Source organism: Flavobacterium sp. 245 (assembly GCF_004362055.1).
Lineage (GTDB): Bacteria > Bacteroidota > Bacteroidia > Flavobacteriales > Flavobacteriaceae > Flavobacterium.
In genome coordinates this window covers 413,748-440,735 of the sequence record NZ_SNXB01000002.1, presented here as the reverse complement: position 1 = coordinate 440,735, position 26,988 = coordinate 413,748, and the positions used below count along the sequence as shown (strand labels likewise).

Genomic DNA, 26,988 nt, shown 5'->3' with positions numbered 1-26,988 from the left:
GTTTGGGCTATTTTCTCATTTCGCAAGAAGGGTTATCGAAATACTTTTGATGAAGAAATTAACTGATATTCAAATAATTTAAAAATCAAAAAAATGAAAACACTTCAACAAAACAAGAATAGTTTTTTTAATGCTATTGCAACCGGAACTTTTATTTTGGCTTCTGCAATATCATTTGCACAGAATAATACTAAAACCGAATCGGATTTAATTCGTCCTTATCACATCAGCGTTTCGCAGGAAGCCATTACAGAACTTCGCAATCGTGTCAATGCGACCAGATGGCCAGAGAAAGAAACAGTAACAGATCAATCACAAGGAGTAAAACTAGAACAGATTCAGAATCTGGTTACATATTGGGGAACTGATTATGACTGGCATAAAACAGAAAACAAACTAAATGCACTGCCTCAGTTTATAACTAACATCGACGGATTGGATATTCAATTCATTCACATCAAATCAAAACATAAAAATGCTTTACCGTTAATTATTACTCACGGATGGCCGGGTTCCTTTTTTGAACTTTTAAAAGTAATTGGCCCATTGACAGATCCAACAGCGTATGGCGGAAAAGCGGAAGATGCTTTTGATTTGGTTATTCCTTCAATGCCGGGTTATGGCTTTTCTGAAAAGCCAAAAGGAACAGGCTGGGGACCAGAGAAAATTGGTAATGCCTGGGATGTTTTAATGAAACGTTTGGGTTACAAACACTATGTTTCGCAAGGTGGTGACTGGGGTTCTGTAATTGCCGATGCGATGGCGCGCCAAGCTCCTGAAGGTTTATTGGGAATTCACGTAAACATGCCTGCAACGGTTCCGGCTGATGTTGCCAAAGCACTTAAAGACGGAGATCCGGCACCAAAAGGATTATCGGTTAAAGAAAATGCAGCTTTTAATTCTCTTAATAAATTATACACAAAAGGAGGTGGTTATGCCGGAATGATGGTGACGCGTCCGCAGACTTTAGGTTACGGGCTTACAGATTCTCCTGTTGGTTTGGCTTCGTTTTTCTTAGATAAATTCAACGAATGGACCTACAGCGCAGGAAATGCCGAAAAATCGCTTACTAAAGAGGAAATGCTGGATGATATTTCGCTTTACTGGTTTACGAATACAGCGAATTCATCTGCTAATTTATATTGGGAGAACAACAATAATAACTTCAATGCAGTAGAACAAAGAACGGCTGAAATCAAGATTCCGGTTGCGATAACCGTTTTCCCAGGTGAAATATATCAGGCACCAAAAACTTGGGCCGAAAAAGCATATAAAAACCTGATTTATTTTAAAGAAGTAAACAAAGGTGGCCATTTTGCTTCTTGGGAAGAACCACAACTGTTTTCAGTTGAACTTCGTGCGGCTTTTAAATCATTGAGAAAATAATCTAATATTTTTTTAAACACATAGAGACATAGGTTTAAAGCGTAGTAAAAGGTGCTTGAAAAATTTAAATTTTCATACCTAGCTATGTTTGTTCAAAACAAGTGAAACGCCTTTACAGACAAAGAAAAGCTATGTTTCTATGTGTTTAAATAAAAACTAAACAGTAAAATCATGGAAACTAAAAAACAAAAAACTTGGGTAATAATCGCAATCATCATTTTAGGAATTATCGCCTTTTTGATTCCGAATCAAATTGCAGCGCAAACCGGAATAAAACGTACTGATCTACAAAAACACGATTTAAGCGTTCCAGGACGCGAAGCGGTTCAGGCTAGAATAGATTTTGAAGCACATTCGGCTTTTGGGAAACATTCGCATCCGGGTGAAGAAATTATTTATGTATTAGATGGTTCGTTGGAATATGAAGTAGAAGGGCAAGCACCAATTACTTTAAAAGCCGGAGAAGTGCTTTTTATTCCAGCTGGAGTTATTCACTCGGCACGAAATAATACAGATTCAAAAGCTTCAGAATTGGCAACTTACATTGTAGAAAAAGGAAAGCCTATTTTGGTTTTGAAGAAATAGTTTAAAGTTTCAAGTTTCAAGTTTCAGGTTGAAATGCGAATAGTTTAACCGCAAAGTTCGCAAAGATATACGCAAAGGGCGCAAAGTTTTATTCAGTATCTGCGGTTAAATCACCAGCATTCAATAACTCATAATTCATAATTCATAACTCATAATTCATAACTCATAATTCATAACTCATAATTCATAACTCAAAGGCTGTCCATTTCACCTCAAACTTTGTCCACTTCACCTTTTTTCTTCTTTTAAAACAAGCATTGTCAAGATACCTTTGACGAAGAAATTAACTGATAATCAACTAATCAAAAAATAAAAATTATGAAAACGATATTAAAAATCAAAAACAGTTTTACTAATGCAGTTCTTTTAATTGCTTTTCTTTTAGTAAATGCAGTATCCATTGCACAGACAGGAAAACAAGAGGGTTCACTAGGGGCTTTAAAACAAATCAACGCCGGATTACTAAATGTTGGCTATACTGAAGCCGGTCCCTCAAATGGAACTCCAGTTATTTTGCTTCACGGCTGGCCTTATGACATTCACAGTTACAATGAAGTCGTTCCGATTTTAGTTGCAAAAGGATATCATGTTTTTACGCCTTATTTAAGAGGTTTTGGCACAACAACCTTTCTTTCAAAAGAAACTTTCAGAAACGGACAGCAAGCGGCATTAGCGAGTGATCTTATCGCTTTTATGGATGCGCTGAAAATAGATAAAGCTGTAATTGGTGGTTTTGATTGGGGAGCAAGAACGGCGGTTGTTACAGCGGCGCTTTGGCCAGAACGCGTGAAAGGCTTAGTGTCAGTAAGCGGTTATTTGGTGGTGAATTTAGAAGCGAATTTAAAACCGCTTCCGCCAACAGCCGAATTAGGTTGGTGGTACCAATATTATTTTGCAACCGAAAGAGGAAAACAAGGTTACACTCAAAATACGTACGATTTCAACAAACTGATCTGGAAAATCGCTTCTCCGTTATGGAATTTCGACAAAACAACTTACGATCAAACGGCGCAATCTTTTGACAATCCAGATCACGTAGCAATTGTAATTCACAATTACAGATGGAGACAATCGTTAGAGGCTGGCGAATCAAAATACGACAATTTGGAAAAACGTCTGGCTTCAAAACCAGTAATTAAAGTCCCAACAATTACAATAGGAAGTGATTTTGACGGTGCTTTTGCAGATGGAAAAGCATACGCTAGTAAATTCACAGGAAAATACGAACACAGAATCTTAAAAGGAATAGGGCACGACGTTCCGCAAGAAGATCCAAAATCATTTGCTCAAGCGATAATTGACGTAGACGGTTTCAAGAATTAAAAACTAAAAATTAGAAATAATCTAAAATTTAAAATCAACAATCTAAATTTTTTTTAAACATGGAAACAAAAATCTTATACACAGGAAAAACACACACAACAGGTGGTAGAGAAGGAGCTTCTCAAAGTTCAGATGATCAATTGAATATCAAATTAAGTTCTCCGGGATCATCACGTCCAGGCACAAATCCGGAGGAGTTATTTGCAGCGGGCTGGTCGGCTTGTTTTATTGGCGCTTTGGGAATTGCTGCCTCAAAACAAGGAATTAAACTTCCAGTTGATACTGCGGTAGATGCTGAGGTTGATTTATGTGTAACAGAAGGGGAATATTCCCTACAGGCACGTTTAAATATCAGTCTTCCGGGAATTGATCGTGAAACTGTAGAAGCTTTGGCGGCACAAGCGCACCAAACTTGTCCTTACTCAAAAGCTACAAGAGGAAATATAAACGTTGAGCTAAATATTCTTTAATTTCTAAGTTGTCAACCTGCAAGGTTTTTAAAACCTTGTAGGTTTAACATATAGACTTTCTAAATAAAAAAATATACCTACAAGGTTTTAAAAACCTTGCAGGAAATAAAATAGGAATCATGAAAAATTTAAAAATAATAAGCGTTTTTATAATGCTGTTTCTCTTAATTGGAAACACCATTTTCAGCCAAAACAATCAAGATAAAAAAGGTTTTGCTCTTTTAGAATTATATACTTCTGAAGGCTGTTCGAGCTGTCCTCCGGCGGATGAATTGCTGGGTAAAATTCAAAAAGAATATAAAGACAGCAATGTATATGTTTTGTCCTATCATGTTGATTACTGGGATAAGCAGGGCTGGAAAGACATTTTTAGCAGTGCTTCAAACACCAAAAGACAATACGATTATGCAAAATTTATGCAAAAAGAGCCAATTTATACGCCACAGCTTATTATCAACGGAAAAATCGATTATATAGGTTCACAGGAAACGGCTGTTCAAAACGGAATAGGCGCAGCACTTTCAAAACCTGCAAATACCGACATTAATTTAGAAGCCAGTACACAGGATAATAAACTAAATGTAAATTACAGTTTTAATAAAGTTCTAAAAAACAATCGTTTATTTATTGCGGTTGTTCAGAAATCGGCAAAAAGCAATGTGAAAAGAGGAGAGAATGCCAATCGTATTTTATCACATTTTCAAATTGTCCGAAGTCTGAATAGTTTTGCTTTGGTTGGAAATTCAAAAGGAACTGCTTCTTTGGCTTTGCCAAAAGATTTTAATACAAAAGATTTTGAAGTAATCGGGTTTGTACAAAACATGAATTCAGGAATTATTTTGACCGCTGATCGAGCAGTTTTTACACAAAATATATTGTAGAATAGAGGAGAGGCAAAATGGTTTTTGATTAAGATCTCTGATTTTTCTTTAAGATGATAATTGAATTTTTCTGCTTAATTGAAAACCAGCTATTTTCTCCAGAATTTGATTCAAAAACAGCTCGTTTTTAACTCTGACGAAATGTCAGTATTGATATTTTTAAATTATTAAGTTATTGAATACCAATATTTTTATATACATTATATAAAGTTTAAAGTTAATAATGTCTTCTAAGAGAAATAGTGTAAGGTTTAAGTTTGTAATTCTGTTTTTTACGATAAAAACCGCATTATTTTATTGTTATCTTTGATGAAATATATCAAACTCGAAACTTGAAACCTACAACTTGAAACAAAAAAATCTATGGAAAAAGTAAAACGCTTTCAGGTTTCCCGCCGCGTTATTTGGGGAAGTTCTGTGGCACTTGCAATTCTTGCTTCGATACCAAAATTGTTTGACATGGCTTCAACGCCTGGCGATATCGTAATCAACTCTTCGATTACGCTTTTGTTTTCTCTTTTTATTTGGTATTACAATATTTACAGTTTGCCGAAATTTTCAGCCCATCATATGGCTAAAAGTTTGTTTAACTGGAAGTTGTTGCTGAGTGTTGTAATGGGGATTTTGCTGATGGTGATTCTGGTAGTCGCGCATCAGGAGCTTTTTCAAGTTTCTAAAATGGATGCGCCAATTATGTTTGAGCTGCGCGGCGTTTTGATTAATTTGATTGTATATATGTTTTTGCATTTGCTTTTTCAGAATTATCAAACCCAACAAATAGGAGTGGAACTCGAGCGAAGCAAAGCTTTAAATTTAGGTGCGCAATACGAGCTTTTGAAACAGCAGGTTAATCCGCACTTTTTATTTAATAGTCTGAATACGCTAAAATCGATGGTTGATATTCAGGATCCGCAGAGCTCAGATTTTATTTTGAAATTATCTGATTTTTACCGCTTTACACTAGAGAGCCGAAAGCTTGACTTGATACCTTTAAAAGAGGAAATTCAGATCCTGGATTCTTATGTTTATTTGCTGAAAGCGCGTTTTGAAGACGGATTTGAAGTACAGAATAAGATAGATCAAAAACAATATGATTGTGCAATTCCGCCATTTTCGTTGCAGCTGCTGATTGAAAACTGTATCAAGCACAATATTGTTTCTTTAGATAAGCCATTGCGAATTAAATTGTATACCGAAGATGATTTTTTGGTTATTGAGAATCCAATTCAGCTGAAACGCGGTGCTTTATCGACTGGTGTTGGCCTGGATAATATTAATCAGCGTTTTATGCATTTGGTTCACAAGGAAATCGAAATTGATAAAAACGAAACTACTTTTAAAGTCAAAATACCACTTATTTATGAATATCATAATAATTGAAGATGAAGTAAAAACGGCCAAAGCACTTGGTCAGCTTATATTGAGCATCAGGCCTGATGCTCAGATTTTATCGTACATTCAGAGCATAGACGGCGCTGTGAGTTATCTTTTAGAAAATGATCAGCCCGATCTTATTTTTATGGATATTCAGCTGGCGGACGGACTTTGTTTTGAGATTTTTAAAAATGTTGAGGTATTGTCTCCGGTCATATTCTGTACTGCTTTTGATGATTATGCGATTGAGGCTTTTAAGTCAAACGGAATAGATTATGTTTTAAAGCCGTTTTCACGAGACAGTATTTCACAGGCTATCAAAAAAGCAGGCGAGCTGAAGAATTTCTTCCAAAGAAATAAAAAAATGATGCCAGATTTTGATTATCTTTTGACAAGAACTGGCGAAAATACAGGTAAAAGCAGTTTTTTGGTTTTTAAAAATAATAAATACCAAACGATTCAAACCGAGAATATTGCATTTTTCTACATCAAAAACGAAACGCCTACGATTATGACTTTTGAAAAAGCAGAATATCAAATTACGCAATCGCTAGACGAGGTTCATAAGTTATTGTCGCCTATTCAGTTTTTTAGAATGAACAGACAATATCTAGTGAATTTTTCGGCAATAAGAGAAGCGGAGCACTATTTTTCGCGAAAGCTCCTGATCAAATTAAGCATCCCGACAGAAGAAAAATTATTGGTTGGAAAAGAAAAAGCAACCGCTTTTTTAAGCTGGCTGGAAAACAGATGAATTATTAATTGTTAATTATAAATTGTTGATTAATAAATTGAAAAAAACTTGAGATTAGGTTTTAATTAAATCTCAAGTTTTTGTTTATATAAAACACTCTAAATTAAAGTAATACTGTTACTTATATTTATTTCTTTTAAAAATGTTTCATCGTGTGAAACTACAATCAGTGTACCTTGATATTCGTTTAAAGCATTGGTCAGAATTTCGATATTCTGCAAATCAAGATTGTTTGTAGGCTCATCTAAAATGATTAAATCGGGTGCCTGATTTGCGATTGTCAGACCGCAAAGCAGTAAGCGCATTCTTTCACCTCCGCTTAAAAACTGACAAGGTTTATCCCAATCAGATTTGCCAAAAAGAAAACGGTTCAGTCTCATTTTAATATCATGTTCTTCAAAACCCGAAGCATTATATTGCTGCGCCTGTTCATAAACGGTCATTGCATTATTGATAAGCGAATAATCCTGATCGATGTAAACGCTTTCGCAATCTGCAATTTTCAGAATTCCTGATTTTGGCTTTATTTCGTTTAAAATCAATTTGATCAGTGTTGTTTTTCCTGAGCCGTTATTTCCTTTTAAAGCGATTCTTTCGCCAGAAAGTATCTGGAAATTCAAATTGGTTTTCCAAATCGCTTCGTCTTTATAGATGTAATTCAGCGACTCAGCTGTAACGATTATTTTTCCTTTGTGCAGGCGTGAATTGTCAAGGCCAAATTTCATTTTATCTAAACTCGAAACTCCCTCGCGTAAATCGCGCAATTCTTGAGATATACCGCCAATTTTTTCGTCATGAACACTTTTGGCTTTTGATGAACTGTTTTCCGCCTTATTTTTTAAAGTATTCATCATGATCCTGGCAACTCCGGCTTTTTCTTGTTTCTTTTTGCCTTTCGCATCCAGTTTTTGCTGTCTTTCGATTGTTTCTCGCTGTTTTTCTTTGGCTTTCTGGAGTGCTTTTTCTTTGGAATGAATATCCTGCGTTAAAGCATTTTTTTCGATGTTCTTCTGCTCTAAATAAAAATCATAATTGCCTCCGTAGGTTTTAATTCCGTTTGACTTTAATTCGCAGGTTGTATCGAGTAAATTCAGTAGTTTTCGGTCGTGACTTACAATCAGCATTGTGCTTGTTGAAGATTTAATGAATTGGTATAATAAATTTCTTCCTTCAATATCAAGATGATTGCTGGGTTCGTCAAGTAAAACAAGTTTTGGCTGATGAATGGCAATTCCGGCGAGAAATACTTTTGTTTTCTGGCCTCCACTCAAAGATTCCATTTTCTGATTTAAATCAAAATCATTTAATTTCCAGTAATATAAAGCTTCATTACAGCGTTCTTCAATTGTCCAGTCGTCGTTGAGCAGGTTTAAATTGGTTTCACTGACATTTCCGTTCAGAATTTCATGAAAAGCGGCAAGCTTTTGGTCAATCTGCAAAGCGGCAGCAATAGTCAGATGATTGTATTGTCCGAAAATTTGCGGAATATAATACGGTTCGGCCTCGACTTCGATTGTGCCGCTTGACGGAAATAATTCTTTTGCAATAATTTTAAGCAAAGTTGATTTTCCAGCACCATTATGGCCTGTTAAGGCAATTTTATTGGCTGTGTTTACTGTTAAACTGATCGCGTTGAACAGCAGTTCTTTATTAGAATGTGTATATGAAATGTTTTGTAGAATGATCATAATCTCTTTCTTAAGCATTAATAAATGAGCAAAACCAAAGTCTGGCTTGCTGTCTCTATATCTGAAAGAAATTATTTATTCACATTTACAGGAAGTATTTTATTTGAAAGTACAAAGATAAGAAATGTTTTAAAAGTAAAACAAATCAAAAGCGTCTGGGAAAAATTTCTCCAGACGCTTTATTTTTATAAAAAGCTTTAGGATTAGCTTACAATTGCATTTTGGCTGTAATTTGCTGTGTATAATTCTCTAAACATGGCATACGTAATGCTGACCATTGCAAAAGCAATAATGGCATCAATTGTGGCAGGAAACCCTAATACAACTAATTTTGAGAAGAAAGCAAAAATGATGTCAAAGAAAATCCCTGCAAAGACCCATTCTTTCAATCGCAATAATTTATTCGGAATCAATAATGTGATTACGCCTGAGATTTTCATTACGCCAAGAATGTAAATGAAATGTGCTGGATAACCCAATTGCTGTGTAATTTCCCAAACTAATTTGTTGGTTGTAAGTTCAAAAAATCCGCTGGCACCAAACCATAATGAAGTTAAAATGATTCCCGTCCAGTAAATAATTTTAGTCGTTTTTGTGTTCATGATTTTAAATTTTAAGTTGTTAAACAGGTCAAAATTGCGTTAGAACCAGCAGAAAACATAGTGCTATTTTAGTGAAACGGACATTTTAAGCTTTGAATCAGACATTACTTGACTTTAAGTTTTCAATAAAGCAATCTGTTTAGATGTAATATCGATTTTGTAACTTTGAGAATTACTTTTTGAATCAGTTTTATTTCAATTTTAAGAATGGAAGCCAAAGAACTTTTACAGCAGCATATTGCAAAAACCGCCTTATTAACAGAAAAAGAGTTTGATTACTTTTTTTCTCATTTCAAGCCTTTATCTTTCAAAAAAGGCCAAACGATTATTGGTGCTGGAGATAAAGTAAACTGCGAATATTTTGTGATTTCGGGCTGTTTGAAGGCTTTTTTTATTAATGATGAAATCAAAATGTACATACTGCAATTCGCAATGCCAACTTGGTGGGCATCAGATTATACTGCTTTATACAATAAAACGGAAGCAACCATAAACGTTGACTGCATCACCGATGCCGAAGTGCTTTGCCTGTCAAACGAGGACCGCGAAAAACTTTGCAAGGAGTTTCATCAAGTGGAACATTTTTTCCGCTGGAGAACGAATAAGGGTTACATCGCTTCTCAAAAAAGACTTTTATCTTTCATGAATAACAACGTCAAAATACGTTATGAAGAGCTTTTGGCTTTATATCCGCAATTGTATAATCTTGTCCCAAAACATTTGATTGCTGCTTATTTAGGTGTTTCAAGAGAAACCCTGAGCAGGCTTTATAATTCGTAAAGGTTTTTTTGGCACAGATTAACGGGATTAAATATGATTTTTTATTAGTTCCTATTTTTCCGTGTAGTTTGTCATCCCGAGGAACGAGGGATCTCCGCAAGAAGCTCCACAATGAGAATCCAAACTTTATTGAGTTACTTGCGAGGATTTCTCGTTCCTCCGAAATGACAAAAATGAGAAGTGAAATCAAATATAGCCTGTGGTTTCAACCACAGGGATTTTAATTGCAAGCAATGTATTTACGTTTCAAACATTACGTCCCAGCGGTTGAAACCGCTGGCTATGTTTCATTCGATAGCAGCATAAAAAACTCAGCACCTTAGCATCTTAGAATCTTAGCATCTTAGAATCTTAGCACCTTAGTATCTTAGCACCTTAGCACCTCAAAAAAAAGAATGTGATCTACATCACGTAACCCATTTCCATAGTCGCCGTTCCTTTGTACTGTAGTTTTAAATACACTTAAATACAATCACAATGGAAACAACAAATTTTAAAATCGTAAGCTCAAATAGCAACGTAGAATGGACTGGAAGAAAAGTAACCGGTGCACATAATGGTACAATTGGTATCAAAGAAGGTAATTTCATCGTAGAGGATGGAAAAGTAAAAGGAGGGAAAGTTGTAATTGATACAGCTTCTATTAAAATTCTGGATGTAACAGATCCGGCAACAAATACACAATTCGCTGGTCATCTTGCCTCAGACGATTTTTTCTCAATCGAAAAATTTCCAACAGCAGCTTTTGATGTTCTTTCAGTGAAAGAAGTATCGGACAGCATTTTTCATCTTGAAGGTAATCTTACCATAAAAAACATTACGCATGTTGTAGGTTTTGACGCAACATTAGAAAACAATCGAAATGCAATTGCCCTTACAGGCAAAATGATTATTGACCGTACCAAATACGATATCAAATTCCGCTCAGGAAATTTCTTCAAAGATTTGGGAGACACCTTAATTTACAACGACTTCGAATTGGATTTCAATATCACTGCCGAAGCCATTTTTTCAGAACAATCTAAAAACTAAAACCATGCCTTACGTAAAATTAGAATTGACTCGCGAAGGCGTAACACGTGAGCAAAAACAGCAATTAATAAGCGGTATTACTAATTTGATTACAGAAGTATTAAACAAAGATCCGCACTTAACCCATATTGTAATTCAGGAAGTTGAACTTGATGATTGGGGTTACGCAGGAGAACAAGTATCAGTATTAAGAGAAAAAGGCATTACTGCCGATAAAAAATAAATATCATGAAAAAACAAACTATAATCGTTACTGGAGCAGCATCTGGTATTGGAAAAGGAATCGCGAAATACTTCTTGGACAGAGGAGATAATGTTGTCATCAATTCAGTAACACCAGCGTCATTAGAAATTGCTTTTAATGAATTTGGCGGAGGGGATAATTTGGCAATGTATGCCGGAGATATCAGCAACAAACAAACAGGTGAGCAATTAGTAAAAATTGCGATCGAAAAATTCGGTTCAGTAGATGTTTTGGTTAACAATGCCGGAATATTTGATAGCAAACCTTTTTTAGAAGTTGACGAAGCGTATTTAGATAAATTTTTGACAACCAATTTAAAAGGAACTTATTTTACCACTCAGGCTGTGATTCCTCAAATGCTGGAACAAAAAGGCGGTGTTGTTATTAATATTGGAACACCATTGGTCAATCACGGTTTGGGCGGATGGCCGGCTTCGGCTCCCGTTGCAAGCAAAGGTGCTATTCATGCATTGACAATTCAACTAGCAGCAGAATTTGGAAAACAAAACATTCGTTTCAATACCGTTGCCCCAGGCGTTATCAGAACACCAATGCACGGTGATAAAGCCGATCAAAATGCTGGTTTACATTTATTAAACAGAGTAGGAGAGATTGATGATGTGGCCGAAATGGTTTACACTGTTGCAAAAAGCAATTTTATTACCGGATCAATTATAAATGTGGACGGAGGAAAAGGAGCAGGCCACAACTTAAATTAATTAAAAAAAGAATAATAACTGCTTCGATGCTTTGTAGCAATACAAAGTGTTGAAGCATAAATAATAAGAAAAATGAAAAATATAATGAAATCAGTATTTATTGCTCTTTTTGCAATAAGTAATCTTGCAGTTATTGCGCAGGAGAACAAAAAAACAAAAGTATTGTTTGTTTTAACTTCACACAATAAATTAGGTGACACTGGGGAATTAACCGGTTCATGGATTGAAGAATTTGCAACACCTTATTTTTACTTTTTAGATAAAGGAATTGAAGTCGTAATTGCTACTCCAAATGGTGGACAGGCTCCAATTGATCCAAAAAGTAATGACCCATCCTTTCAAACTCCGGCAACTAAACGCTTTTATGCAGATCAAAAGGCGCAAAATGCCTTGGCAAGTACAGTGAAAATTACCAGTGTAAAACAAAAAGATTTCAACGCAGTCTTCTATCCAGGAGGTCATGGTCCAATGTGGGATTTGGCTAGTGATAAAAACTCGATAAAACTTATTCAGGATTTTTACAATAATAGCAAACCAATCGCTTTTGTATGTCATGCACCGGCAGCTTTGGTAAATGTTAAAGACAAAAGTGGAAAATATCTTATTGCCGGAAAAAAAGTAACAGGTTTCACTAACAATGAAGAAGCAGCCGTTGGATTAACCAAAGTGGTACCTTTTTTATTGGAAGATAAATTAAAAGAACGTGGCGGTAACTTTTCTCAAGGTTCTGACTGGAGTTCTTATGTGGTGGAAGATGGCTTATTATTGACAGGTCAAAATCCGCAATCTTCTGAAGAAGTAGCGACTAAATTATTATCAAAAATAAAATAAGTAATGATTTGGTACGGTTTGAAAGACAACTGTACCAGATCTTTTTTTAATAGTTTAAATAGGTTTATGATAAGATTGAATAGTGATGTACATCACGCAGTCATCTCGCTGTTTCTTTTGAAATTTGTATTGTAATTATAAACTGAAAAATCATGAAAATACAAAAATCAAAATTGTCAGTATCAAAAATAATTTTATTAATCGCTTTTCTACTCTTTAATACAGGGGGAATAAAAGCACAAAACAATAACACAATGAAAACTCATAATTCAGACACAGAGGCTATTACAGACGCAGTTGAAAACTATTATTTTAAAGGAATTTATGAAGGTGATGTTCTGCTTTTGGGAAGCATTTTTTATCCGGGAAGCTTTGTGTTTGGAGACGTTAATGGACAGCCTTATTTTAAAACCGAAGCTCTTTATTTAGATGGCGTAAAAAATAGACAAAGTCCAAAAGATTCAGGAAAACCTTTTAAAGGCGAAATATTGAGCATAAAAGTCGTAAATTCAATTGCGATTGCAGAGCTTAATGTGAAAATGTATGATTTTAATTATCGGGATTTTTTATCTTTCCATAAGATTGATGGAAAGTGGCTCATTGTCAATAAAATGCTGACTAATCTAAGCGAATAATTTTAAATTTTAAAGTGATGTGGTACAATACAAAAGCTTCAGAGTTGTTAGGAATTCAATATCCTATATTGCAAGGGCCTTTTGGTGGCAATTTGTCATCGGCAGAACTTGTAGCAACGGTTTCAAATGCAGGCGGATTGGGCGGATATGGCGCTTATACGTTGAGCCCGCAGGAAATTCTTGAGGCAGACAAGCAAATAAAAGCGTTAACGAATAAGCCTTATAATTTAAATCTTTGGGTATCCGATTCAGATATGAATCCGGAAGGCATTACAGACGAACAATATAACAAGGCAAAAGAACTGTTTAAACCTTATTTTGACGAAGTCGGCATTCCGTTGCCCGAAAAACCAGCATCTTTTCAATCCCGATTCGAAAATCAGCTGGAAGTTGTTTTAGATATTCGTCCAAAAGTTTTCAGTTTCATGTTTGGTGTTCCGTCTCAAGATGTTTTAGAGCAATGCCGAAGATTAGGAATTGTAACCGTGGGAGCAGCTACAACTTTAGATGAAGCTCTATTTTTAGAAAATGCAGGAGTTGATATGATTATTGCTTCAGGTTTTGAAGCCGGTGGGCACCGACCTTCTTTTTTGGCTTCTGCTGAATCATCTGTAACCGGAACTTTTGTTTTATTGCAATTGATCAGAGAAAAAGTAAAAGTTCCTGTTATTGCAGCAGGAGGAATTGCCAACGGAAAAGGAATTGCCGCTGCATTAGCTTTAGGAGCAAGTGCAGCACAATTAGGAACGGCATTTTTAGCGACTGAAGAATCAAACGCATTGCCAATACACAGAGAAATGCTTTTTTCAGATGCTTCAAAATACACCACATTATCACGCGCTTACACCGGAAGATTAGGACGAGGCATCACCAGCCGAATTGCGAAAGAAATTACAGGCAAAGAAATGGATATATTGCCATTTCCATTACAGACTACTTTTATGTCGCCGTTGCGAAAAGCGGCGCTCGATCAGCAAAAATGGGACATGATATTGTTTTGGGGCGGACAGATTTCGCCTATTTTAAAACATAGAAAGGCGGGAATACTTATGGAGTCTTTAATTGAAGAAACTGCAGCTTATTTTGATGGATTGAAAGTATAAGAAGAACTTTTTTCTTTTCTCTTTCTTCGGAATAACAAACTAGAACTCATTTCAGAACCGGAATGAGTTTTTTTTTTGCTTAAGAACGCTACTTTTAGCGCTTTTTTCCAATTAAACACATCAATTTCGTTCGTAAAATCAAAAAATACAATTTTTATAAATGTCTGTTTTTAAGTTTATTAATTCCAGTTTTAAAACCAATCAAAAATAATTTGAAAAAAAAACAATTTTAAACTTGACTAATTCGGTAGAATTAATATATATTTGTAACGCAGAAAATTTCTGTAATGATACTTATCCAGAAAGACTGAGGGAATAGGCCCAATGAAGTCTTAGCAACCTGTTGCTAAATAAGGTGCTAAATCCTTCCGCGGAAACGGACAGATAAGAAAGATTTCGCTTAGAATCTGAATAAGATCATCAATTTTAAAGTCAATTTATTAAAAATGAAAACTAAGTCAGTTTTATTACAAGCCCATTCTGATCGTTTGAATTTATGCTTTCAAAAAAGTAATCTTGAAGTTTTCCGAATGCGAAGACACTAATTTTTTTCACATTTCACATTTTAACAGCATCTGCTCCGGCCTTTTAACATTGGCCCTAGAATTCTTTTGTCCAATTTAAATTTAAATCACTATGAAAATATTAAGCTTACTATTCACTAAAAATCAAAAAAAAATGAAAAAAATTTTACTAGGTTTTGCCTTACTGTGCGGATTAATGCAAATACAGGCGCAGGAAAATAATTTGCAGTTAAAAGGAACTGTTGCTGATACAGTGGTTCAATATGTTTATCTGCAGAAGTTTCACAACAAAATGTTTACTACGATTGATTCGGTAAAAGTTAAAGACGGAAATTTTAGTTTTAAAACGAAAGTACAAACGCCTGAATTATATGGTTTAACTGTAAATTCGGCAAGTTCACCATTGTATATTTTCCTTGAAAAAGAGCCAATTACGGTAAAATTAAGTCCGAAGAAATATTACAATACTTCAACAGTAACAGGTTCAGTTTCACAGGATTTGTTTGAAGCATATAAAAAAGAGAAAGACCCAGAAATCAGCAAATTCATCACAGAACATCCAACGTCGATTGTTTCTGCTTATGTTTTGTACAGAAACTGGTCGTACAGATTGACTCCGGAGCAAATCACACAAAATATTGCTTTATTGGATAAAAGCTTGCAAAGTACTACTTACGTAAAAGAATTGAAAGAACTGGTGACCGTACTCAGCGGATTAGCGATTGGTAAAAAAGCCCCAGATTTTACTTCCAATAATCCGGAAGGGAAGCCCGTTCGTTTCTCAGAAAACCTGAAAGGATACACTTTAGTTGATTTTTGGGCTTCATGGTGCGGTCCTTGTCGAAGAGAAAATCCAAATATTGTAGCGGTCTACAAAGAATTCCACGACAAAGGTTTTAATATAATAGGTATTTCTTTGGACAGAAAAAAAGAAAGCTGGATTAAAGGAATTCAAGACGATAAATTAGATTGGCTTCAGGTTTCAGATTTACTTTTCTGGAACAGTGCGATTGCCAAATTATATGGTGTAAGAGCAATTCCAGCCAATTATTTAGTGGATTCGAACGGAATCATTGTGGCAAAAAATCTTCATGGAGAAGAATTACAGTCAACACTTAAAAGGCTTTTAGAGAAAAAGATTTAAAAGGTTGTCTATAATCTTGTCATTCCGAGGAACGAGGAATCTTCGCAAGAAACTCCACAATCATAATCGATAATCTTTGTCGAGCTACTTGCGAGGATCTACTTCGTCTATTCGCTAGCGCTCGAGTCTCCTTCGTCGAGATGACAAGATTGTGGGTAGCTTTATTCCTCGGAATGACAAACAGAACTTTAAACAATACAATTAGTTAATTTTAAATGATAAGGAAATGAATGCAATTGAGACAACCAAGCCAATAGAGTTGGAGTGTTACTTCTCTAAATTTAGAGAAAACACTATAGGAGTAAATCATAGTTTTGAATCGGTTTATGGTGAGCAAAATTTGCTTTATGCAGATTGGGTTGCCAGTGGAAGATTATACGCTCCGATTGAAGATATAATGCTCAATAAAATTGGTCCAATGATTGCCAATACGCATTCACTTTCAAGTCAGACAGGAAAAACGTCAACTTATGCCTATCAGCATGCTAGGGAAATTATTAAAAAATCGGTTAACGCAAATGAATCGGATGTTTTAGTTACTGCCGGAACCGGAATGACGGCGGCTTTATCAAAACTGCAGCGTATTATAGGTTTGAGAAAAAATTATGGAAATGAAAAGGACAAACCAGTCGTTTTTATTACGCATATGGAACATCATTCAAACCAAGTTTCGTGGTATGAAACCAATGCTGATGTTGTGATTTTGCCCGCTGATGAAAACAATTTGGTTGATCCAGAAATTCTTTCTTCAGAAATAAAAAAATATGCAGACAGAAGTTTGAAAATAGGTTCGTTTACGGCTTGTTCAAACGTAACTGGAATTATTACGCCTTATCATGAATTGGCCAAAATCATGCACCAAAACGGTGGATTTTGTTTTGTTGATTTTGCAGCTTCGGCGCCTTATGTTAAAATAGACATGCATCCTAAAAATCCAGAAGAGCAATTAGATGCTATTTTCTTTTCGCCTCATAAATTTTTGGGCGGACCGGGAACTTGCGGTGTTTTGGTTTTTAATGAAAAATTATACAACGCTGAATTTCCAGATAATCCGGGCGGAGGAAACGTAAAATGGACAAATCCGTTTGGGAATTATTCGTATAGTGATGTCATCGAGGTAAAAGAAGACGGTGGAACTCCGGGGTTTTTACAGGTAATTCGAACGGCTTTGGCTTTAGAATTAAAAGAAAAAATGGGAGTGAAGCAGATTGCCAAAAGAGAAAAAGAACTATTGGACATTTGTTTTTACAGACTTCAAAAAATACAAGGTTTGTCTATTTTGGGTGATTTAAAAAGTAAAAGAATTGGCTGTGTTTCATTTGTAATTGAAGATATTCATTATAATCTAATTGTGAGACTGTTAAATGACCGTTTCGGAATTCAGGTTCGCGGTGGCTGGTCGTGTGCGAGTACATATGCACATTATCTTTTTAATATTGATGAAAAGCATTCGAATGTAATTACAAGTGAATTATCAGAGAAAAATCAAACCAATAAACCGGGTTGGGTTCGTTTATCGCTTCATCCCATTATGACGAATGAAGAGCTGTTGTTTATTTGTGACGCAATCGAACAAGTGGCTGTGCATTATAAGAAATGGCAAAAAGATTACCTATATAATCCTGCTTCGAATGAATTTGAAAACCCTCAAATTACGGATACAATTGCACGTGAAGTGAACGAATGGTTTGAACTCGATTAAAATTTAGTCTATTATTTTGATAGGTTAATAAAAGTTTTAGTGATTTATGCGTTAAAATTGAAATTAACTGTTTAAATTTGCAACCGCAATGAGAAAAAATAACCAGAATATGAGGAATTATCATAACAGCAATATAATGTGCTGTAATGTTGTAATGCACTTTGTTGATCTGGCTTTTATATAAAATAATAGTATTTATTTCTAAAGCCTTTCATGAGTATTTGAAAGGCTTTTTTGTTTTTAAACTTGAATAAGGAATGATTGAATTAAAAAATGTAACCAAAACTTTTCATCAGAAAGACAGGATTGTCACAGCACTTTCAGATGTTTCGCTTACAGTTCCGCCGGGAAAAATATTTGGCGTAATAGGAACTTCAGGAGCAGGAAAAAGTACGCTGATACGCTGCGTTAATTTATTGGAACGCCCAACTTCGGGAGAAATTATTGTTGATGGAAAAGCTTTGATGCAGTTGTCAAACAGGGAACTTGCGATTGAACGAAGAGAAATCGGAATGATTTTTCAGCATTTTAATCTGCTTTCGTCTCGAACGGTTTATGAAAATGTTGCTTTTCCGTTGGAATTAGCTGGAATTTCAAAAAGCAAAATTAACACAAGAGTTGCCGAATTACTGCAATTAGTTGGTTTGGCAGAAAAAGCAAACGATTATCCGGCAAGTCTTTCGGGAGGACAAAAGCAAAGAGTTGCGATTGCGAGAACTTTGGCTAATAATCCAAAAGTGCTTTTATGCGATGAGGCAACAAGTGCACTTGATCCTGCAACCACAAGATCAATTTTGAACTTATTAAAAGATATTAATAAACGATTGAATATTACCATTTTGCTGATTACGCACCAAATGGAAGTTGTAAAATCAATTTGTGATGAAGTGGCCGTTATCAGTCACGGAGAATTAATAGAGCAGGGAAGTGTGGGCGAAATTTTTGCTGATCCAAAACACGAACTGACAAGAGAATTTATTTCTTCTTCATTGCATATAGATATTCCGACGGTTTATCAGGAGAAATTAAAACAAGAAGATAATGGAAATCGTAATCCGTTATTGAAATTAGAAATGACAGGAAAATCAGTAAATGAACCTGTTATTTCAGAAGTTTCAAGACTTTTCGATACTGATTTTAAAATTGTCAGCGCCCAAATGGATCAGGCAGGCGAGGTTAATTTTGGCGTTATGCTGATTGAACTTTCAGGGAAACGCGAAAATTATGATGCAGCAATTCAATATTTTAATTCAAAACACATTAAAACAGAAATTATAGGTTATGTCTGATTCAATTATAGATTTATTGTTAAAAGGAACTTGGGAAACCATTGTTATGACATTTGTTTCAGGCTTTTTTGGTTTTTTGCTAGGACTTCCAACGGGAATTTTACTTTTCTTGACTCGTAAAAATCAAATTCTAGAACAGCCGGTTTTAAACAGAACTTTATCGGTTTTGGTAAATGTTTTTCGTTCCATTCCGTTCATTATTTTAATCGTTTGGATGATTCCATTTACGCGCGCTATTGTTGGAACTTCAATTGGAGTGAGTGCAGCTTTGGTTCCGTTGAGTATTGGTGCAGCGCCGTTTATTGCACGTTTGGTAGAAAACAGTCTTCTGAGTTTGCCTTCAGGATTAATTGAAGCGGCAAGAGCTTTGGGAGCAACTCCGTTTCAAATTGTATATAAAGTTTTGCTTCCAGAAGCTTTGCCTTCTTTAATAAATGCGGCTTCAATTACCTTAATTACACTTGTTGGTTATTCGGCAATGGGAGGAGCTGTTGGTGCAGGCGGACTAGGACAAGTTGGTTATCAATACGGATACATTGGTTATGATGCCGTAACAATGAACTCGGTTTTAGCATTGCTGGTGATTTTAGTATTCCTGATTCAGTTTGCGGGAGATAGATTATCAAAGCGATTTGACCATAGATAGGTTTAAGTCGAAAGTCGAAAGTTGAAAGTTGAAAGTCGAAAGTCGAAAGTCGAAAGTCGAAAGTCGAAAGTCGAAAGTCGAAAGTCGAAAGTCGAAAGTTGAAAGATGAAAGATGAAAGATGAAAGATGAAAGTTGAAAGATGAAAGAAGCAAGAAGCAAGAAGCAAGAAGCAAGAAGTAAGAGAAAGATAAATAATTAAAAAGAATATATAAATGAAAAATAAACTAAATATTTTAAAAACTGCTGGAGTTTTGGCTTTGGCTTTAGTTTTATCAAACTGCGGGAAAAGCAAAAATAATGATCCGCATTTTATTAAAGTTGGAGTTGCTTCTGGGCCAGAATTAAAAGTAGCTGAAGCAGCTAAAAAAGTAGCAAAAGAAAAATTCGGATTAGAAGTTGAGTTGGTTTCTTTTAATGATTATGTTATTCCAAACGAAGCTTTAAGCCAAGGAGATATTGATGCTAACGCTTTTCAGCATAAACCTTATTTAGACGAACAATCAAAACAGCGCGGTTATAAATTGGCAATTATCGGAAAAACATTCGTTTATCCAATTGCGGCTTATTCGAAAAAAATAAAAAACCTTTCGGAATTGAAAAGCGAGAGCACAATTATTATTCCGAATGACCCAACAAACGGAGGACGTTCTTTATTGCTTTTGCAGAAAAACGGCTTGTTAAAATTGAAAGATGGGGTTGGTCTGCTACCTAAAGTAACAGATATTATCAGTAATCCTAAAAACTTAAAAATTTTAGAATTAGAAGCACCGCAATTGCCACGCGCTTTAGATGATGCGAATGTTTCAATCGCGATTATTAATAATACGTTTGCTTCTGCAGCTGGGCTTGTTCCTTCTCGTGATGCTTTATTTGTTGAAGATAAAGAATCACCTTATGTGAATTTAGTTGTAAGCCGCGAAGACAATAAAAACGATGAGAGAGTAAAACAGTTTTTGCAAGCTTTTCAATCTGCAGAAGTTGAAAAAGCAGCTGAACAGGAATTTAAAGGCGGCGCTGTAAAAGGCTGGTAGTTTTAAAGCATTAAAAAAAAAGACAGATACGATCACTAATTGATTGTATCTGTCTTTTTTTTGGTTGAAAGAAATGAATTATTTTTAATTCACCTCAAACCAAGCTACTTCAAACCTTCCTTTCATTAAATAAACTTCGACTTCCTCATTTACTTGGTGACTATTATAAAAGTCCTTAGAAACAGTAGCACGCTCGTTTTCTTTTCGCGGTCCCCAAGGCGTAAGTTCTAAATAATAGCTTTTATTTTTACCAGAGCTTATCGTCTTGTCCAAAATTACGGCATTAAAAACTTCTGGTTCTGATTTGTCATAGATACAATTTACTGTTATAAAAGCACCGTAAGCATAGCAGAAAGAAATTAGCAAAATACCGAAGGCACCTAAATAATCTGATGCTTTATCGTATTTGTTTTCCTGAGTGCAAAATAGTAAAAGTGCAATAAAAATCGAGGCTATAACAATCATGGGTATCCATACCGGAGCATAATCTAATATTTCAAAGTCGATCAAGCTTCGTAGAAACAATGCCATAACAGTGGCAAAAAATCCCCAAAAAAGACTTGGATAAGCACTGTTCTTTTTTTCATCAATCTTAATCAAGCCTCTGAAATTTCTCAAAACAATCAAACAAAGGATAGGGAATATAATACAAGGAATTATGGCATATTCATATGGTTTTGGAAAAAACAACAGCCATCCGCCCGCAACCGATCCAATTACGTTAACGATTTTTGCAACTTTGCCCGCCGTAAGCAGTTTTTTTTCTCGTTCTGATTCATTCCAGCCAAATTCCTGATTGTTTAAAATGGCTTTTCTGTCCTCAATTTCCTGGCTTAAATCTAAGTCGGGATAATTATTGGTCAAAAGCCATTCCTTTATTTCATGGGTTTTGCTAAAATAAGTACTGATTTTGATATTTTTTTTATCCTTGTTTTTAGGTTCTATAATAATGAATTTGTCATTTGTTCTATAACCTTTGATTTCATGAAGTAATAATTCCCTATTTGAAAGTGTGGTTACCGAATAAATTTTATTTCGATCAATTACAAATTTCCCTTTTATGGTATCTAAAAGTGCAAACGTAAACACCACAATCATTAAAATTGAAAGCGCAGCCATAAACCAGTACGCTCCAGGAGCAAGATCATTTTTAGTTGCAGGTATTAATGGCATTAGCAATAGGAAAACAAAAAGGGCAATAAGCAGGGGAGCACATATATAAATTACAATTGCCCATACTTTGGCTATTTTATATTCTTTCATTTTTTAGCAGAAATTGATTATTGAAAATTTGATATCAACAAATATATAGTAAGATGTGTTCGTTTGGGAGCGCTAATTCTATTTTTTTGTAGCAGAATAGGATTTATTTTAAAACAGAAACAGCAATGAAGAAAAATAATTAGAAGAATGTTTATTATTTTTTTTTATTCAGAAGAAGAAATAATATGGTTCAATTTTAACAATTTGATGTTGCTTTTTAATTGTAAATCTGCAATTATCGTACGAATGTTAAAAAATTTGATCTAAAAAAATCCTTTTGATAAAAATGATGCATTTTAAGCCGCTCAAAAGCATTCGGTTTCATTTTATAATTTGAAACAGACTTGCACCAAAATAATATTTTTTAAGGATTATTGTAACTTAACTTTATGAAATATTAGAATATGTATGTTGTTGGAATGTAGTTTTTTATAAAATAATTTAGCTCTAAATTTCTTTTGTTTTAGGCAAAATCCGAATTCATTTAATTTTATAAATTGTATAGTATGTCTGTTCCCAAAGAGTTATATAATTTAAAGTTTTCAGAATATTTAGAATCTCTAAAGATTCTGTATTTGTTAGATGATAATTTTAAAACAATCTGCGATGATTACTGCGCAAGTACACTCAAAACAGAGAAGTACAAGAAAAAATTTGAGAAATACTTTCAATATAAACTGGAAGCTGAAAATTTAGCTAAAGAATTAGAAGAAGAAATTTTAATTTATTTGATTAGAAATGGATGGGATAAAAAATAAATATTTTTAAAGTTAGTTGTAGTTATTTGTTTTGTTAGTTACAGAATCTCATTTTATTATAAATGAGATTTTTTTTTAGGAATTTCCAATTTTCCAAAAGAGAAATTTAATTCGAAAAAATCTTTTTCATTGTTCAAATCAAAGTTGTTATTAAGCCCTAAAAAAATGAAATAAGGAACAGCTTTAACGATTGTTTAAGGCTGTTTTTTTTTAAAATAACAGTATTTGCAATAGTTTACAAGGTTATTTCTTATAAATAACGGCTTTTTTTATGATGTTGCAAATTATAAAATGAAACAAAAAGTTGAATTTTTATTTGAGTTTACTTTGTAAATTTATGGTCAATTAGAATAAAATTCAAAAAAGATGAATTTCCTTTTAAAAGGGCTGTCAATTTTTTCTAAGATTAGTACTACGCCATATTTTTTTTATCCGCATTTATACGCCATTACATTCTACAAGTAGCGTTACGATCTGAACTTAAATGCCTCTTTTCATTAAATACAAGCCAAACTTTTGTCCCAATAATTGAATTCATTTCTTGTAATCAAGGAATTTTAAACTATAGTTATTATGAAAAAAAAGTTTTTAAGCATGGTCAAGACAAGGTATTTGACCATTCTAATTTGTCTTTTGTTCCTAAACTACATACCTGGTCGAGATGATGGAGTAAAAAAAGTATTGAAATCCGTGATAGAGAAAGAGATTGTTACGCTTCATTGTAAATAGACAAACTTCTGAATCACAAATTATTGTATACCCGATTTGCATAAAAAAAAACGATAGTTCTAAAAAGATACCAACAAAAAAATAGAAACCATGAATAAAAAAATACAATATTTAATACTGTGCGGTTTGTTTATTGTCTCCCTAAATGCGCAGACACGAACAGAAAAAGATCTTTTGGGTGAAAAGCAAATTCCTAATAATGCCTATTATGGCGTTCAAACGGCCCGTGCATTAGAGAATTTCCAGATAAGCGGGATGACAACACAATTTTATCCTGATTATGTAAGAGCTTTTGCAATGGTAAAATTAGCAGCCGCAAGAGCAAATGCTGATGTTGGCCGACTAAAAAAAGACCGACTCGCAGCAATCGAAAAAGCCTGTCAGGCTGTTATAGACGGAAAATATCACGATCAGTTTCTGGTAGATTTGTATCAGGGCGGTGCGGGCACATCTGCTAATATGAACGTTAACGAAGTTCTCGCCAATATTGCGCTGGAAATGAGCGGTCATAAAAAAGGAGAATATCAATTTATAGAACCTCACGATGATTTAAATATGGGACAATCTACAAATGATGTTTACCCAACTGCAATAAAAGTGGCATTATTGCTTCACAACGATAAACTTATCAAAGAAGCCCAATTGCTTTCGCAGTCATTTCATAAAAAAGGAGATGAATTCAAAGATATATTAAAAATGGGACGCACAGAAGGTCAGGATGCTGTACCGATGACAGTTGGGCAAGAGTTTCATGCTTTTGGAAATCAGCTTGATGCCGAAATTAATGCTTTGCGCAAAGTCGAAGTCTTTTTATGCGAACAGAATATGGGAGCTACAGCGATTGGTACAGGAATTACAGCTTCACCAGGTTATGCAGAAAAAGTAGCGACACATTTGGCTAAAATTACAGGAAAACCTATTGTAATGAGTAAAGACCTTATTGCAGCAACTACTAGTCAGCAAGGATTTGTAATGTATTCATCGACACTTAAAAGTATGGCTGTTGCATTAGCAAAAATCAGCAGTGATCTTATTATTCTGGCTTCTGGACCTCGTACGGGTATTTTTGAAATTAATTTACCGGCGCTTCAGCCTGGATCTTCAATCATGCCGGGTAAGGTCAATCCTGTAATGCCAGAACTTATGGGCCAGCTTTGCTTTAAAGTGATAGGAAATGATTTAACCGTAACTCTTGCCGCTCAGTCTGGTTTATTGCAATTAAATGCTTATGAACCAATCGAAGCAATTGCAATGATGGAATCGCAAGGACTGTTTTTTAAAGCAATGCCATTATTCAGAAAAAATTGTATTGACGGTATTACAGTAAACAAAGATGTTTTAAATCATTATATGGAAAGAAGTGTTGGTATTGTAACCGCCCTTAATCCGGTGTTGGGATATGAAAAAACAACAGAACTGGCTAAGGAAGCACTTGCTACAAATAAAGGAATTCTGGAGCTTATTCGCGAAAAGAAACTGCTGACAGAAGACCAAATCAAAAAACTTCTGGATCCAGCTAGCTTAACAGGTCAAAAATAACTCTCAACTTAAAAACTTATAACCATGAAATTAAATATCATATTTTCTAAGAAAATTCTTTTGCTGGTATTGTTATCTTTTAGCATCAGCATGTTTGGACAGGCAAAACCTAAAGTCCTTATTTTGGCTACAGGAGGTACAATTGCAGGTGCCGCTAAAACAGGAGTACAGTCTGGATATACATCAGGTCAGGTTACAATTGACGCTATGGTAAATGCTGTTCCCGATGCAATGAAATTGGCAGACATTAAAGGCGAACAGATTGCGAATGTTGGATCTCAGGATATGTCGTTTGAAATTATGATGAAAGTCGCAAACCGAATTAATGAACTAGCATCAAGCAAAGATGTCGATGGTTTTGTGATTACACATGGAACTGATACTATGGAAGAAACCGCTTATTTTTTAAATCTGGTTGTGAAAACAGATAAACCAGTTGTGCTTGTAGGTTCAATGCGTCCCTCAACGGCTATTAGTGCCGATGGACCTTTAAATTTATATAATGCAATTGCGGTAGCGGCAGACCCAAAGGCTAAAGGCCACGGCGTTCTTTTAGTGATGAATGACTGGATACATTCTGCTCAGGCATTGACAAAAGTAAGCACTACGGCCGTTCAGACTTTTATGTCGCCAATTCGTGGGCTTATTGGAACAACTTCTTATGGAATAAATGATTTTTACCATTATCCTGATCAGAAATATGGGAAAACGTCTGAATTTGATGTAAAAGGTGTTACCGCTTTTCCGCGTGTTGATATTATTTATGCTGACGCTGATATGAAAGCAGATTTGATAGATGCATCGATTGAAAAAGGAGCCAAGGGAATTGTAATTGCAGGAGTGGGAAATGGAAATATGAATAAAGAATCGCTGGACGCCTGTGCAAGAGCCAGCAAAAAAGGAATTATCGTGGTAAGAAGTTCGCGCGTTGCAACAGGAATTGTAGGGCGTAATGTGGAGTGCAATGATGATGAATTAGGACTTATTGCATCTTATGGATTAAATCCGCAAAAATCTAGAATTCTATTAACCGTGGCATTGCTTAAGCCTAGAAAACTAGACGAACTCCAAAAAATATTCTTGGAATATTAAGAGTTTGAAATAAACGATAAGAGGTTTCATTTTTTATAATTGGTTTAGTTAATGATGGCCGAATAGGTTTTATTATATATGGTTTAATAAAACCTATGAAGCTGTTTAAAAATATTTTAAATGCTGCATGCTTTTTTATTTGGTTTATTAGCAACGTCTTCCTTACTTCTGGGAGGCATAATTGCTATCCGATTTAATTTAAGCAGTAGCCTCATCGGGAAAATTATGGGATTTGGAGCAGGGACTTTGATTTCGGCCATTTCTTATGAATTAATTTTCGAAGCTGTAAAACTTGGGCGAGGAAGCAATTATCCAACTTTCGGGTTTTTTAGTGGTGCATTATTATTTTATGGCGCTGACCGTCTTATTGGCCATTTTGGTGCTAAAAATAGATTGAAAATCGGAGCAGCCAAAGAATCGAATTTAATTGTTCCAATGGTGCTCGCTATAATACTGGACGGAATTCCAGAATCAATTATTATAGGATTGGGTTTTTTCAAACATCAAACAGGAAGTCTAGCTATGCTGGTTGCGGTTTTTATTTCGAATCTGCCCGAAGCAATTGCGGGTTCATCTGGAATGAAAAAAGGAAATTGGAGCAATAAAAAAATAATCATGCTTTGGCTATTTATTACACTTTTATGTGCTTTGGCTTCTTTGGCAGGTTATTCTATTTTTGGAGATGCGTCAAACGAATGGCTTTCTTTTATTCAGGCTTTTGCAGGAGGCGCGATACTAATGATGCTGGCAAATTCAATGATCCCGGAAGCTTATGAACACGGGCATAAATCAGCAGGAGTTTATACAGTGGTCGGATTTTTTGTTTCGGTTTGTGTGGTTGTTTACGAAAATATGTGATGAAA

At 34.9% G+C, this 26,988-nt stretch carries 26 protein-coding genes and 1 riboswitch; of the genes, 23 read left to right on the top strand and 3 right to left on the bottom strand.

Annotated features, from left to right (window positions below; all coding sequences use genetic code 11):
- Positions 1 to 93: 93 nt before the first annotated feature.
- From EV145_RS05190 to EV145_RS05160, 7 genes are all read left to right on the top strand, one after another.
- Positions 94 to 1,386 (top strand): epoxide hydrolase family protein, encoded by a 1,293-nt coding sequence (locus tag EV145_RS05190; protein ID WP_133524156.1) that lies wholly within the window; start codon positions 94 to 96, stop codon positions 1,384 to 1,386.
- 171 nt (positions 1,387 to 1,557) lie between these two features.
- Positions 1,558 to 1,971: a cupin domain-containing protein gene (locus EV145_RS05185; protein ID WP_133524155.1), complete on the top strand. Its 414-nt coding sequence runs from the start codon at positions 1,558 to 1,560 to the stop codon at positions 1,969 to 1,971.
- Between the two features lie 318 nt (positions 1,972 to 2,289).
- On the top strand, positions 2,290 to 3,294 hold the full coding sequence (locus EV145_RS05180) for an alpha/beta fold hydrolase (protein ID WP_133524154.1): 1,005 nt from the start codon (positions 2,290 to 2,292) through the stop codon (positions 3,292 to 3,294).
- Between the two features lie 59 nt (positions 3,295 to 3,353).
- The gene (locus EV145_RS05175) at positions 3,354 to 3,764 is read left to right on the top strand and encodes an organic hydroperoxide resistance protein (protein ID WP_133524153.1); all 411 of its coding nucleotides are present in this window, start codon (positions 3,354 to 3,356) and stop codon (positions 3,762 to 3,764) included.
- Positions 3,765 to 3,883: 119 nt separating this feature from the next.
- Entirely contained in the window at positions 3,884 to 4,645 is a 762-nt protein-coding gene (locus tag EV145_RS05170; protein WP_133524152.1) for a DUF1223 domain-containing protein, read from the top strand.
- A 363-nt stretch (positions 4,646 to 5,008) separates the two neighbouring features.
- Positions 5,009 to 6,025, top strand: coding sequence for a sensor histidine kinase (locus tag EV145_RS05165; protein ID WP_133524151.1), 1,017 nt, complete (start codon positions 5,009 to 5,011; stop codon positions 6,023 to 6,025).
- Entirely contained in the window at positions 6,006 to 6,773 is a 768-nt protein-coding gene (locus tag EV145_RS05160; protein WP_133524150.1) for a LytR/AlgR family response regulator transcription factor, read from the top strand. Before EV145_RS05165 ends, EV145_RS05160 begins: the two co-directional genes overlap by 20 nt.
- Before the next feature lie 98 nt (positions 6,774 to 6,871).
- Here the strand turns inward: EV145_RS05160 and EV145_RS05155 are convergent, their stop codons facing one another.
- Entirely contained in the window at positions 6,872 to 8,461 is a 1,590-nt protein-coding gene (locus EV145_RS05155; RefSeq protein WP_133524149.1) for an ABC-F family ATP-binding cassette domain-containing protein, read from the bottom strand.
- A 203-nt stretch (positions 8,462 to 8,664) separates the two neighbouring features.
- The gene (locus EV145_RS05150; RefSeq protein ID WP_133524148.1) at positions 8,665 to 9,063 is read right to left on the bottom strand and encodes a DoxX family protein; all 399 of its coding nucleotides are present in this window, start codon (positions 9,061 to 9,063) and stop codon (positions 8,665 to 8,667) included.
- Positions 9,064 to 9,270: 207 nt separating this feature from the next.
- Here EV145_RS05150 and EV145_RS05145 point away from each other — a divergent pair, with 207 nt between their 5' ends.
- From EV145_RS05145 to metQ, 12 genes are all read left to right on the top strand, one after another.
- Complete coding sequence (locus EV145_RS05145; RefSeq protein ID WP_133524147.1) at positions 9,271 to 9,843, top strand: Crp/Fnr family transcriptional regulator; 573 nt, start codon at positions 9,271 to 9,273, stop codon at positions 9,841 to 9,843.
- A gap of 477 nt (positions 9,844 to 10,320) precedes the next feature.
- Complete coding sequence (locus EV145_RS05140; protein WP_133524146.1) at positions 10,321 to 10,875, top strand: YceI family protein; 555 nt, start codon at positions 10,321 to 10,323, stop codon at positions 10,873 to 10,875.
- A gap of 4 nt (positions 10,876 to 10,879) precedes the next feature.
- On the top strand, positions 10,880 to 11,098 hold the full coding sequence (locus EV145_RS05135) for a tautomerase family protein (protein WP_133524145.1): 219 nt from the start codon (positions 10,880 to 10,882) through the stop codon (positions 11,096 to 11,098).
- 5 nt (positions 11,099 to 11,103) lie between these two features.
- Positions 11,104 to 11,838: an SDR family NAD(P)-dependent oxidoreductase gene (locus EV145_RS05130; RefSeq protein ID WP_133524144.1), complete on the top strand. Its 735-nt coding sequence runs from the start codon at positions 11,104 to 11,106 to the stop codon at positions 11,836 to 11,838.
- Between the two features lie 84 nt (positions 11,839 to 11,922).
- Entirely contained in the window at positions 11,923 to 12,669 is a 747-nt protein-coding gene (locus EV145_RS05125) for a type 1 glutamine amidotransferase domain-containing protein (protein WP_243739202.1), read from the top strand.
- Between the two features lie 254 nt (positions 12,670 to 12,923).
- Positions 12,924 to 13,304 (top strand): nuclear transport factor 2 family protein, encoded by a 381-nt coding sequence (locus tag EV145_RS05120; protein WP_243739201.1) that lies wholly within the window; start codon positions 12,924 to 12,926, stop codon positions 13,302 to 13,304.
- Positions 13,305 to 13,321: 17 nt separating this feature from the next.
- On the top strand, positions 13,322 to 14,407 hold the full coding sequence (locus EV145_RS05115) for an NAD(P)H-dependent flavin oxidoreductase (protein WP_133524141.1): 1,086 nt from the start codon (positions 13,322 to 13,324) through the stop codon (positions 14,405 to 14,407).
- 291 nt (positions 14,408 to 14,698) lie between these two features.
- A riboswitch (SAM riboswitch) is annotated at positions 14,699 to 14,798 on the top strand.
- A 287-nt stretch (positions 14,799 to 15,085) separates the two neighbouring features.
- Complete coding sequence (locus EV145_RS05110) at positions 15,086 to 16,075, top strand: TlpA disulfide reductase family protein (protein ID WP_133524140.1); 990 nt, start codon at positions 15,086 to 15,088, stop codon at positions 16,073 to 16,075.
- Between the two features lie 226 nt (positions 16,076 to 16,301).
- The gene (locus EV145_RS05105) at positions 16,302 to 17,777 is read left to right on the top strand and encodes an aminotransferase class V-fold PLP-dependent enzyme (protein WP_133524139.1); all 1,476 of its coding nucleotides are present in this window, start codon (positions 16,302 to 16,304) and stop codon (positions 17,775 to 17,777) included.
- A gap of 257 nt (positions 17,778 to 18,034) precedes the next feature.
- Complete coding sequence (metN, locus tag EV145_RS05100) at positions 18,035 to 19,066, top strand: methionine ABC transporter ATP-binding protein MetN (RefSeq protein WP_133524138.1); 1,032 nt, start codon at positions 18,035 to 18,037, stop codon at positions 19,064 to 19,066.
- A complete protein-coding gene (locus EV145_RS05095; protein ID WP_133524137.1) occupies positions 19,059 to 19,712 on the top strand; it encodes a methionine ABC transporter permease MetI in 654 nt (217 codons plus the stop codon). The genes metN and EV145_RS05095 overlap by 8 nt, the downstream gene beginning before the upstream one ends.
- A gap of 213 nt (positions 19,713 to 19,925) precedes the next feature.
- Positions 19,926 to 20,744 (top strand): methionine ABC transporter substrate-binding lipoprotein MetQ, encoded by an 819-nt coding sequence (metQ, locus tag EV145_RS05090; protein ID WP_133524136.1) that lies wholly within the window; start codon positions 19,926 to 19,928, stop codon positions 20,742 to 20,744.
- Between the two features lie 84 nt (positions 20,745 to 20,828).
- On the opposite strand, the gene EV145_RS05085 is transcribed toward metQ, so the two are convergent.
- Positions 20,829 to 22,007, bottom strand: coding sequence for a hypothetical protein (locus EV145_RS05085; protein ID WP_133524135.1), 1,179 nt, complete (start codon positions 22,005 to 22,007; stop codon positions 20,829 to 20,831).
- A gap of 506 nt (positions 22,008 to 22,513) precedes the next feature.
- On the opposite strand from EV145_RS05085, the gene EV145_RS05080 reads away from it, so the two are divergent.
- The 4 genes from EV145_RS05080 to EV145_RS05065 all read left to right on the top strand — a co-directional run bounded on the left by EV145_RS05080 (position 22,514) and on the right by EV145_RS05065 (position 26,983).
- Positions 22,514 to 22,765 carry a hypothetical protein gene (locus EV145_RS05080; RefSeq protein WP_133524134.1) on the top strand — a complete coding sequence of 84 codons (252 nt, stop codon included), beginning with the start codon at positions 22,514 to 22,516 and terminating at the stop codon, positions 22,763 to 22,765.
- A gap of 819 nt (positions 22,766 to 23,584) precedes the next feature.
- A complete protein-coding gene (locus EV145_RS05075; protein WP_133524133.1) occupies positions 23,585 to 25,033 on the top strand; it encodes an aspartate ammonia-lyase in 1,449 nt (482 codons plus the stop codon).
- Positions 25,034 to 25,057: 24 nt separating this feature from the next.
- On the top strand, positions 25,058 to 26,125 hold the full coding sequence (locus tag EV145_RS05070) for a type II asparaginase (RefSeq protein ID WP_133524132.1): 1,068 nt from the start codon (positions 25,058 to 25,060) through the stop codon (positions 26,123 to 26,125).
- A gap of 120 nt (positions 26,126 to 26,245) precedes the next feature.
- A complete protein-coding gene (locus tag EV145_RS05065; RefSeq protein WP_133524131.1) occupies positions 26,246 to 26,983 on the top strand; it encodes a ZIP family metal transporter in 738 nt (245 codons plus the stop codon).
- Positions 26,984 to 26,988 lie beyond the last annotated feature (5 nt).

What these genes read in the sequence shown, in the direction of transcription:
- EV145_RS05190 (WP_133524156.1), top strand. Translation starts at nt 94, where the DNA reads ATGAAAACACTTCAACAAAACAAGAATAGTTTTTTTAATGCTATTGCA.
- EV145_RS05185 (WP_133524155.1), top strand. Translation starts at nt 1,558, where the DNA reads ATGGAAACTAAAAAACAAAAAACTTGGGTAATAATCGCAATCATCATT.
- EV145_RS05180 (WP_133524154.1), top strand. Translation starts at nt 2,290, where the DNA reads ATGAAAACGATATTAAAAATCAAAAACAGTTTTACTAATGCAGTTCTT.
- EV145_RS05175 (WP_133524153.1), top strand. Translation starts at nt 3,354, where the DNA reads ATGGAAACAAAAATCTTATACACAGGAAAAACACACACAACAGGTGGT.
- EV145_RS05170 (WP_133524152.1), top strand. Translation starts at nt 3,884, where the DNA reads ATGAAAAATTTAAAAATAATAAGCGTTTTTATAATGCTGTTTCTCTTA.
- EV145_RS05165 (WP_133524151.1), top strand. Translation starts at nt 5,009, where the DNA reads ATGGAAAAAGTAAAACGCTTTCAGGTTTCCCGCCGCGTTATTTGGGGA.
- EV145_RS05160 (WP_133524150.1), top strand. Translation starts at nt 6,006, where the DNA reads ATGAATATCATAATAATTGAAGATGAAGTAAAAACGGCCAAAGCACTT.
- EV145_RS05155 (WP_133524149.1), bottom strand. Translation starts at nt 8,461, where the DNA reads ATGATCATTCTACAAAACATTTCATATACACATTCTAATAAAGAACTG.
- EV145_RS05150 (WP_133524148.1), bottom strand. Translation starts at nt 9,063, where the DNA reads ATGAACACAAAAACGACTAAAATTATTTACTGGACGGGAATCATTTTA.
- EV145_RS05145 (WP_133524147.1), top strand. Translation starts at nt 9,271, where the DNA reads ATGGAAGCCAAAGAACTTTTACAGCAGCATATTGCAAAAACCGCCTTA.
- EV145_RS05140 (WP_133524146.1), top strand. Translation starts at nt 10,321, where the DNA reads ATGGAAACAACAAATTTTAAAATCGTAAGCTCAAATAGCAACGTAGAA.
- EV145_RS05135 (WP_133524145.1), top strand. Translation starts at nt 10,880, where the DNA reads ATGCCTTACGTAAAATTAGAATTGACTCGCGAAGGCGTAACACGTGAG.
- EV145_RS05130 (WP_133524144.1), top strand. Translation starts at nt 11,104, where the DNA reads ATGAAAAAACAAACTATAATCGTTACTGGAGCAGCATCTGGTATTGGA.
- EV145_RS05125 (WP_243739202.1), top strand. Translation starts at nt 11,923, where the DNA reads ATGAAATCAGTATTTATTGCTCTTTTTGCAATAAGTAATCTTGCAGTT.
- EV145_RS05120 (WP_243739201.1), top strand. Translation starts at nt 12,924, where the DNA reads ATGAAAACTCATAATTCAGACACAGAGGCTATTACAGACGCAGTTGAA.
- EV145_RS05115 (WP_133524141.1), top strand. Translation starts at nt 13,322, where the DNA reads ATGTGGTACAATACAAAAGCTTCAGAGTTGTTAGGAATTCAATATCCT.
- EV145_RS05110 (WP_133524140.1), top strand. Translation starts at nt 15,086, where the DNA reads ATGAAAAAAATTTTACTAGGTTTTGCCTTACTGTGCGGATTAATGCAA.
- EV145_RS05105 (WP_133524139.1), top strand. Translation starts at nt 16,302, where the DNA reads ATGAATGCAATTGAGACAACCAAGCCAATAGAGTTGGAGTGTTACTTC.
- metN (WP_133524138.1), top strand. Translation starts at nt 18,035, where the DNA reads ATGATTGAATTAAAAAATGTAACCAAAACTTTTCATCAGAAAGACAGG.
- EV145_RS05095 (WP_133524137.1), top strand. Translation starts at nt 19,059, where the DNA reads ATGTCTGATTCAATTATAGATTTATTGTTAAAAGGAACTTGGGAAACC.
- metQ (WP_133524136.1), top strand. Translation starts at nt 19,926, where the DNA reads ATGAAAAATAAACTAAATATTTTAAAAACTGCTGGAGTTTTGGCTTTG.
- EV145_RS05085 (WP_133524135.1), bottom strand. Translation starts at nt 22,007, where the DNA reads ATGAAAGAATATAAAATAGCCAAAGTATGGGCAATTGTAATTTATATA.
- EV145_RS05080 (WP_133524134.1), top strand. Translation starts at nt 22,514, where the DNA reads ATGTCTGTTCCCAAAGAGTTATATAATTTAAAGTTTTCAGAATATTTA.
- EV145_RS05075 (WP_133524133.1), top strand. Translation starts at nt 23,585, where the DNA reads ATGAATAAAAAAATACAATATTTAATACTGTGCGGTTTGTTTATTGTC.
- EV145_RS05070 (WP_133524132.1), top strand. Translation starts at nt 25,058, where the DNA reads ATGAAATTAAATATCATATTTTCTAAGAAAATTCTTTTGCTGGTATTG.
- EV145_RS05065 (WP_133524131.1), top strand. Translation starts at nt 26,246, where the DNA reads ATGCTGCATGCTTTTTTATTTGGTTTATTAGCAACGTCTTCCTTACTT.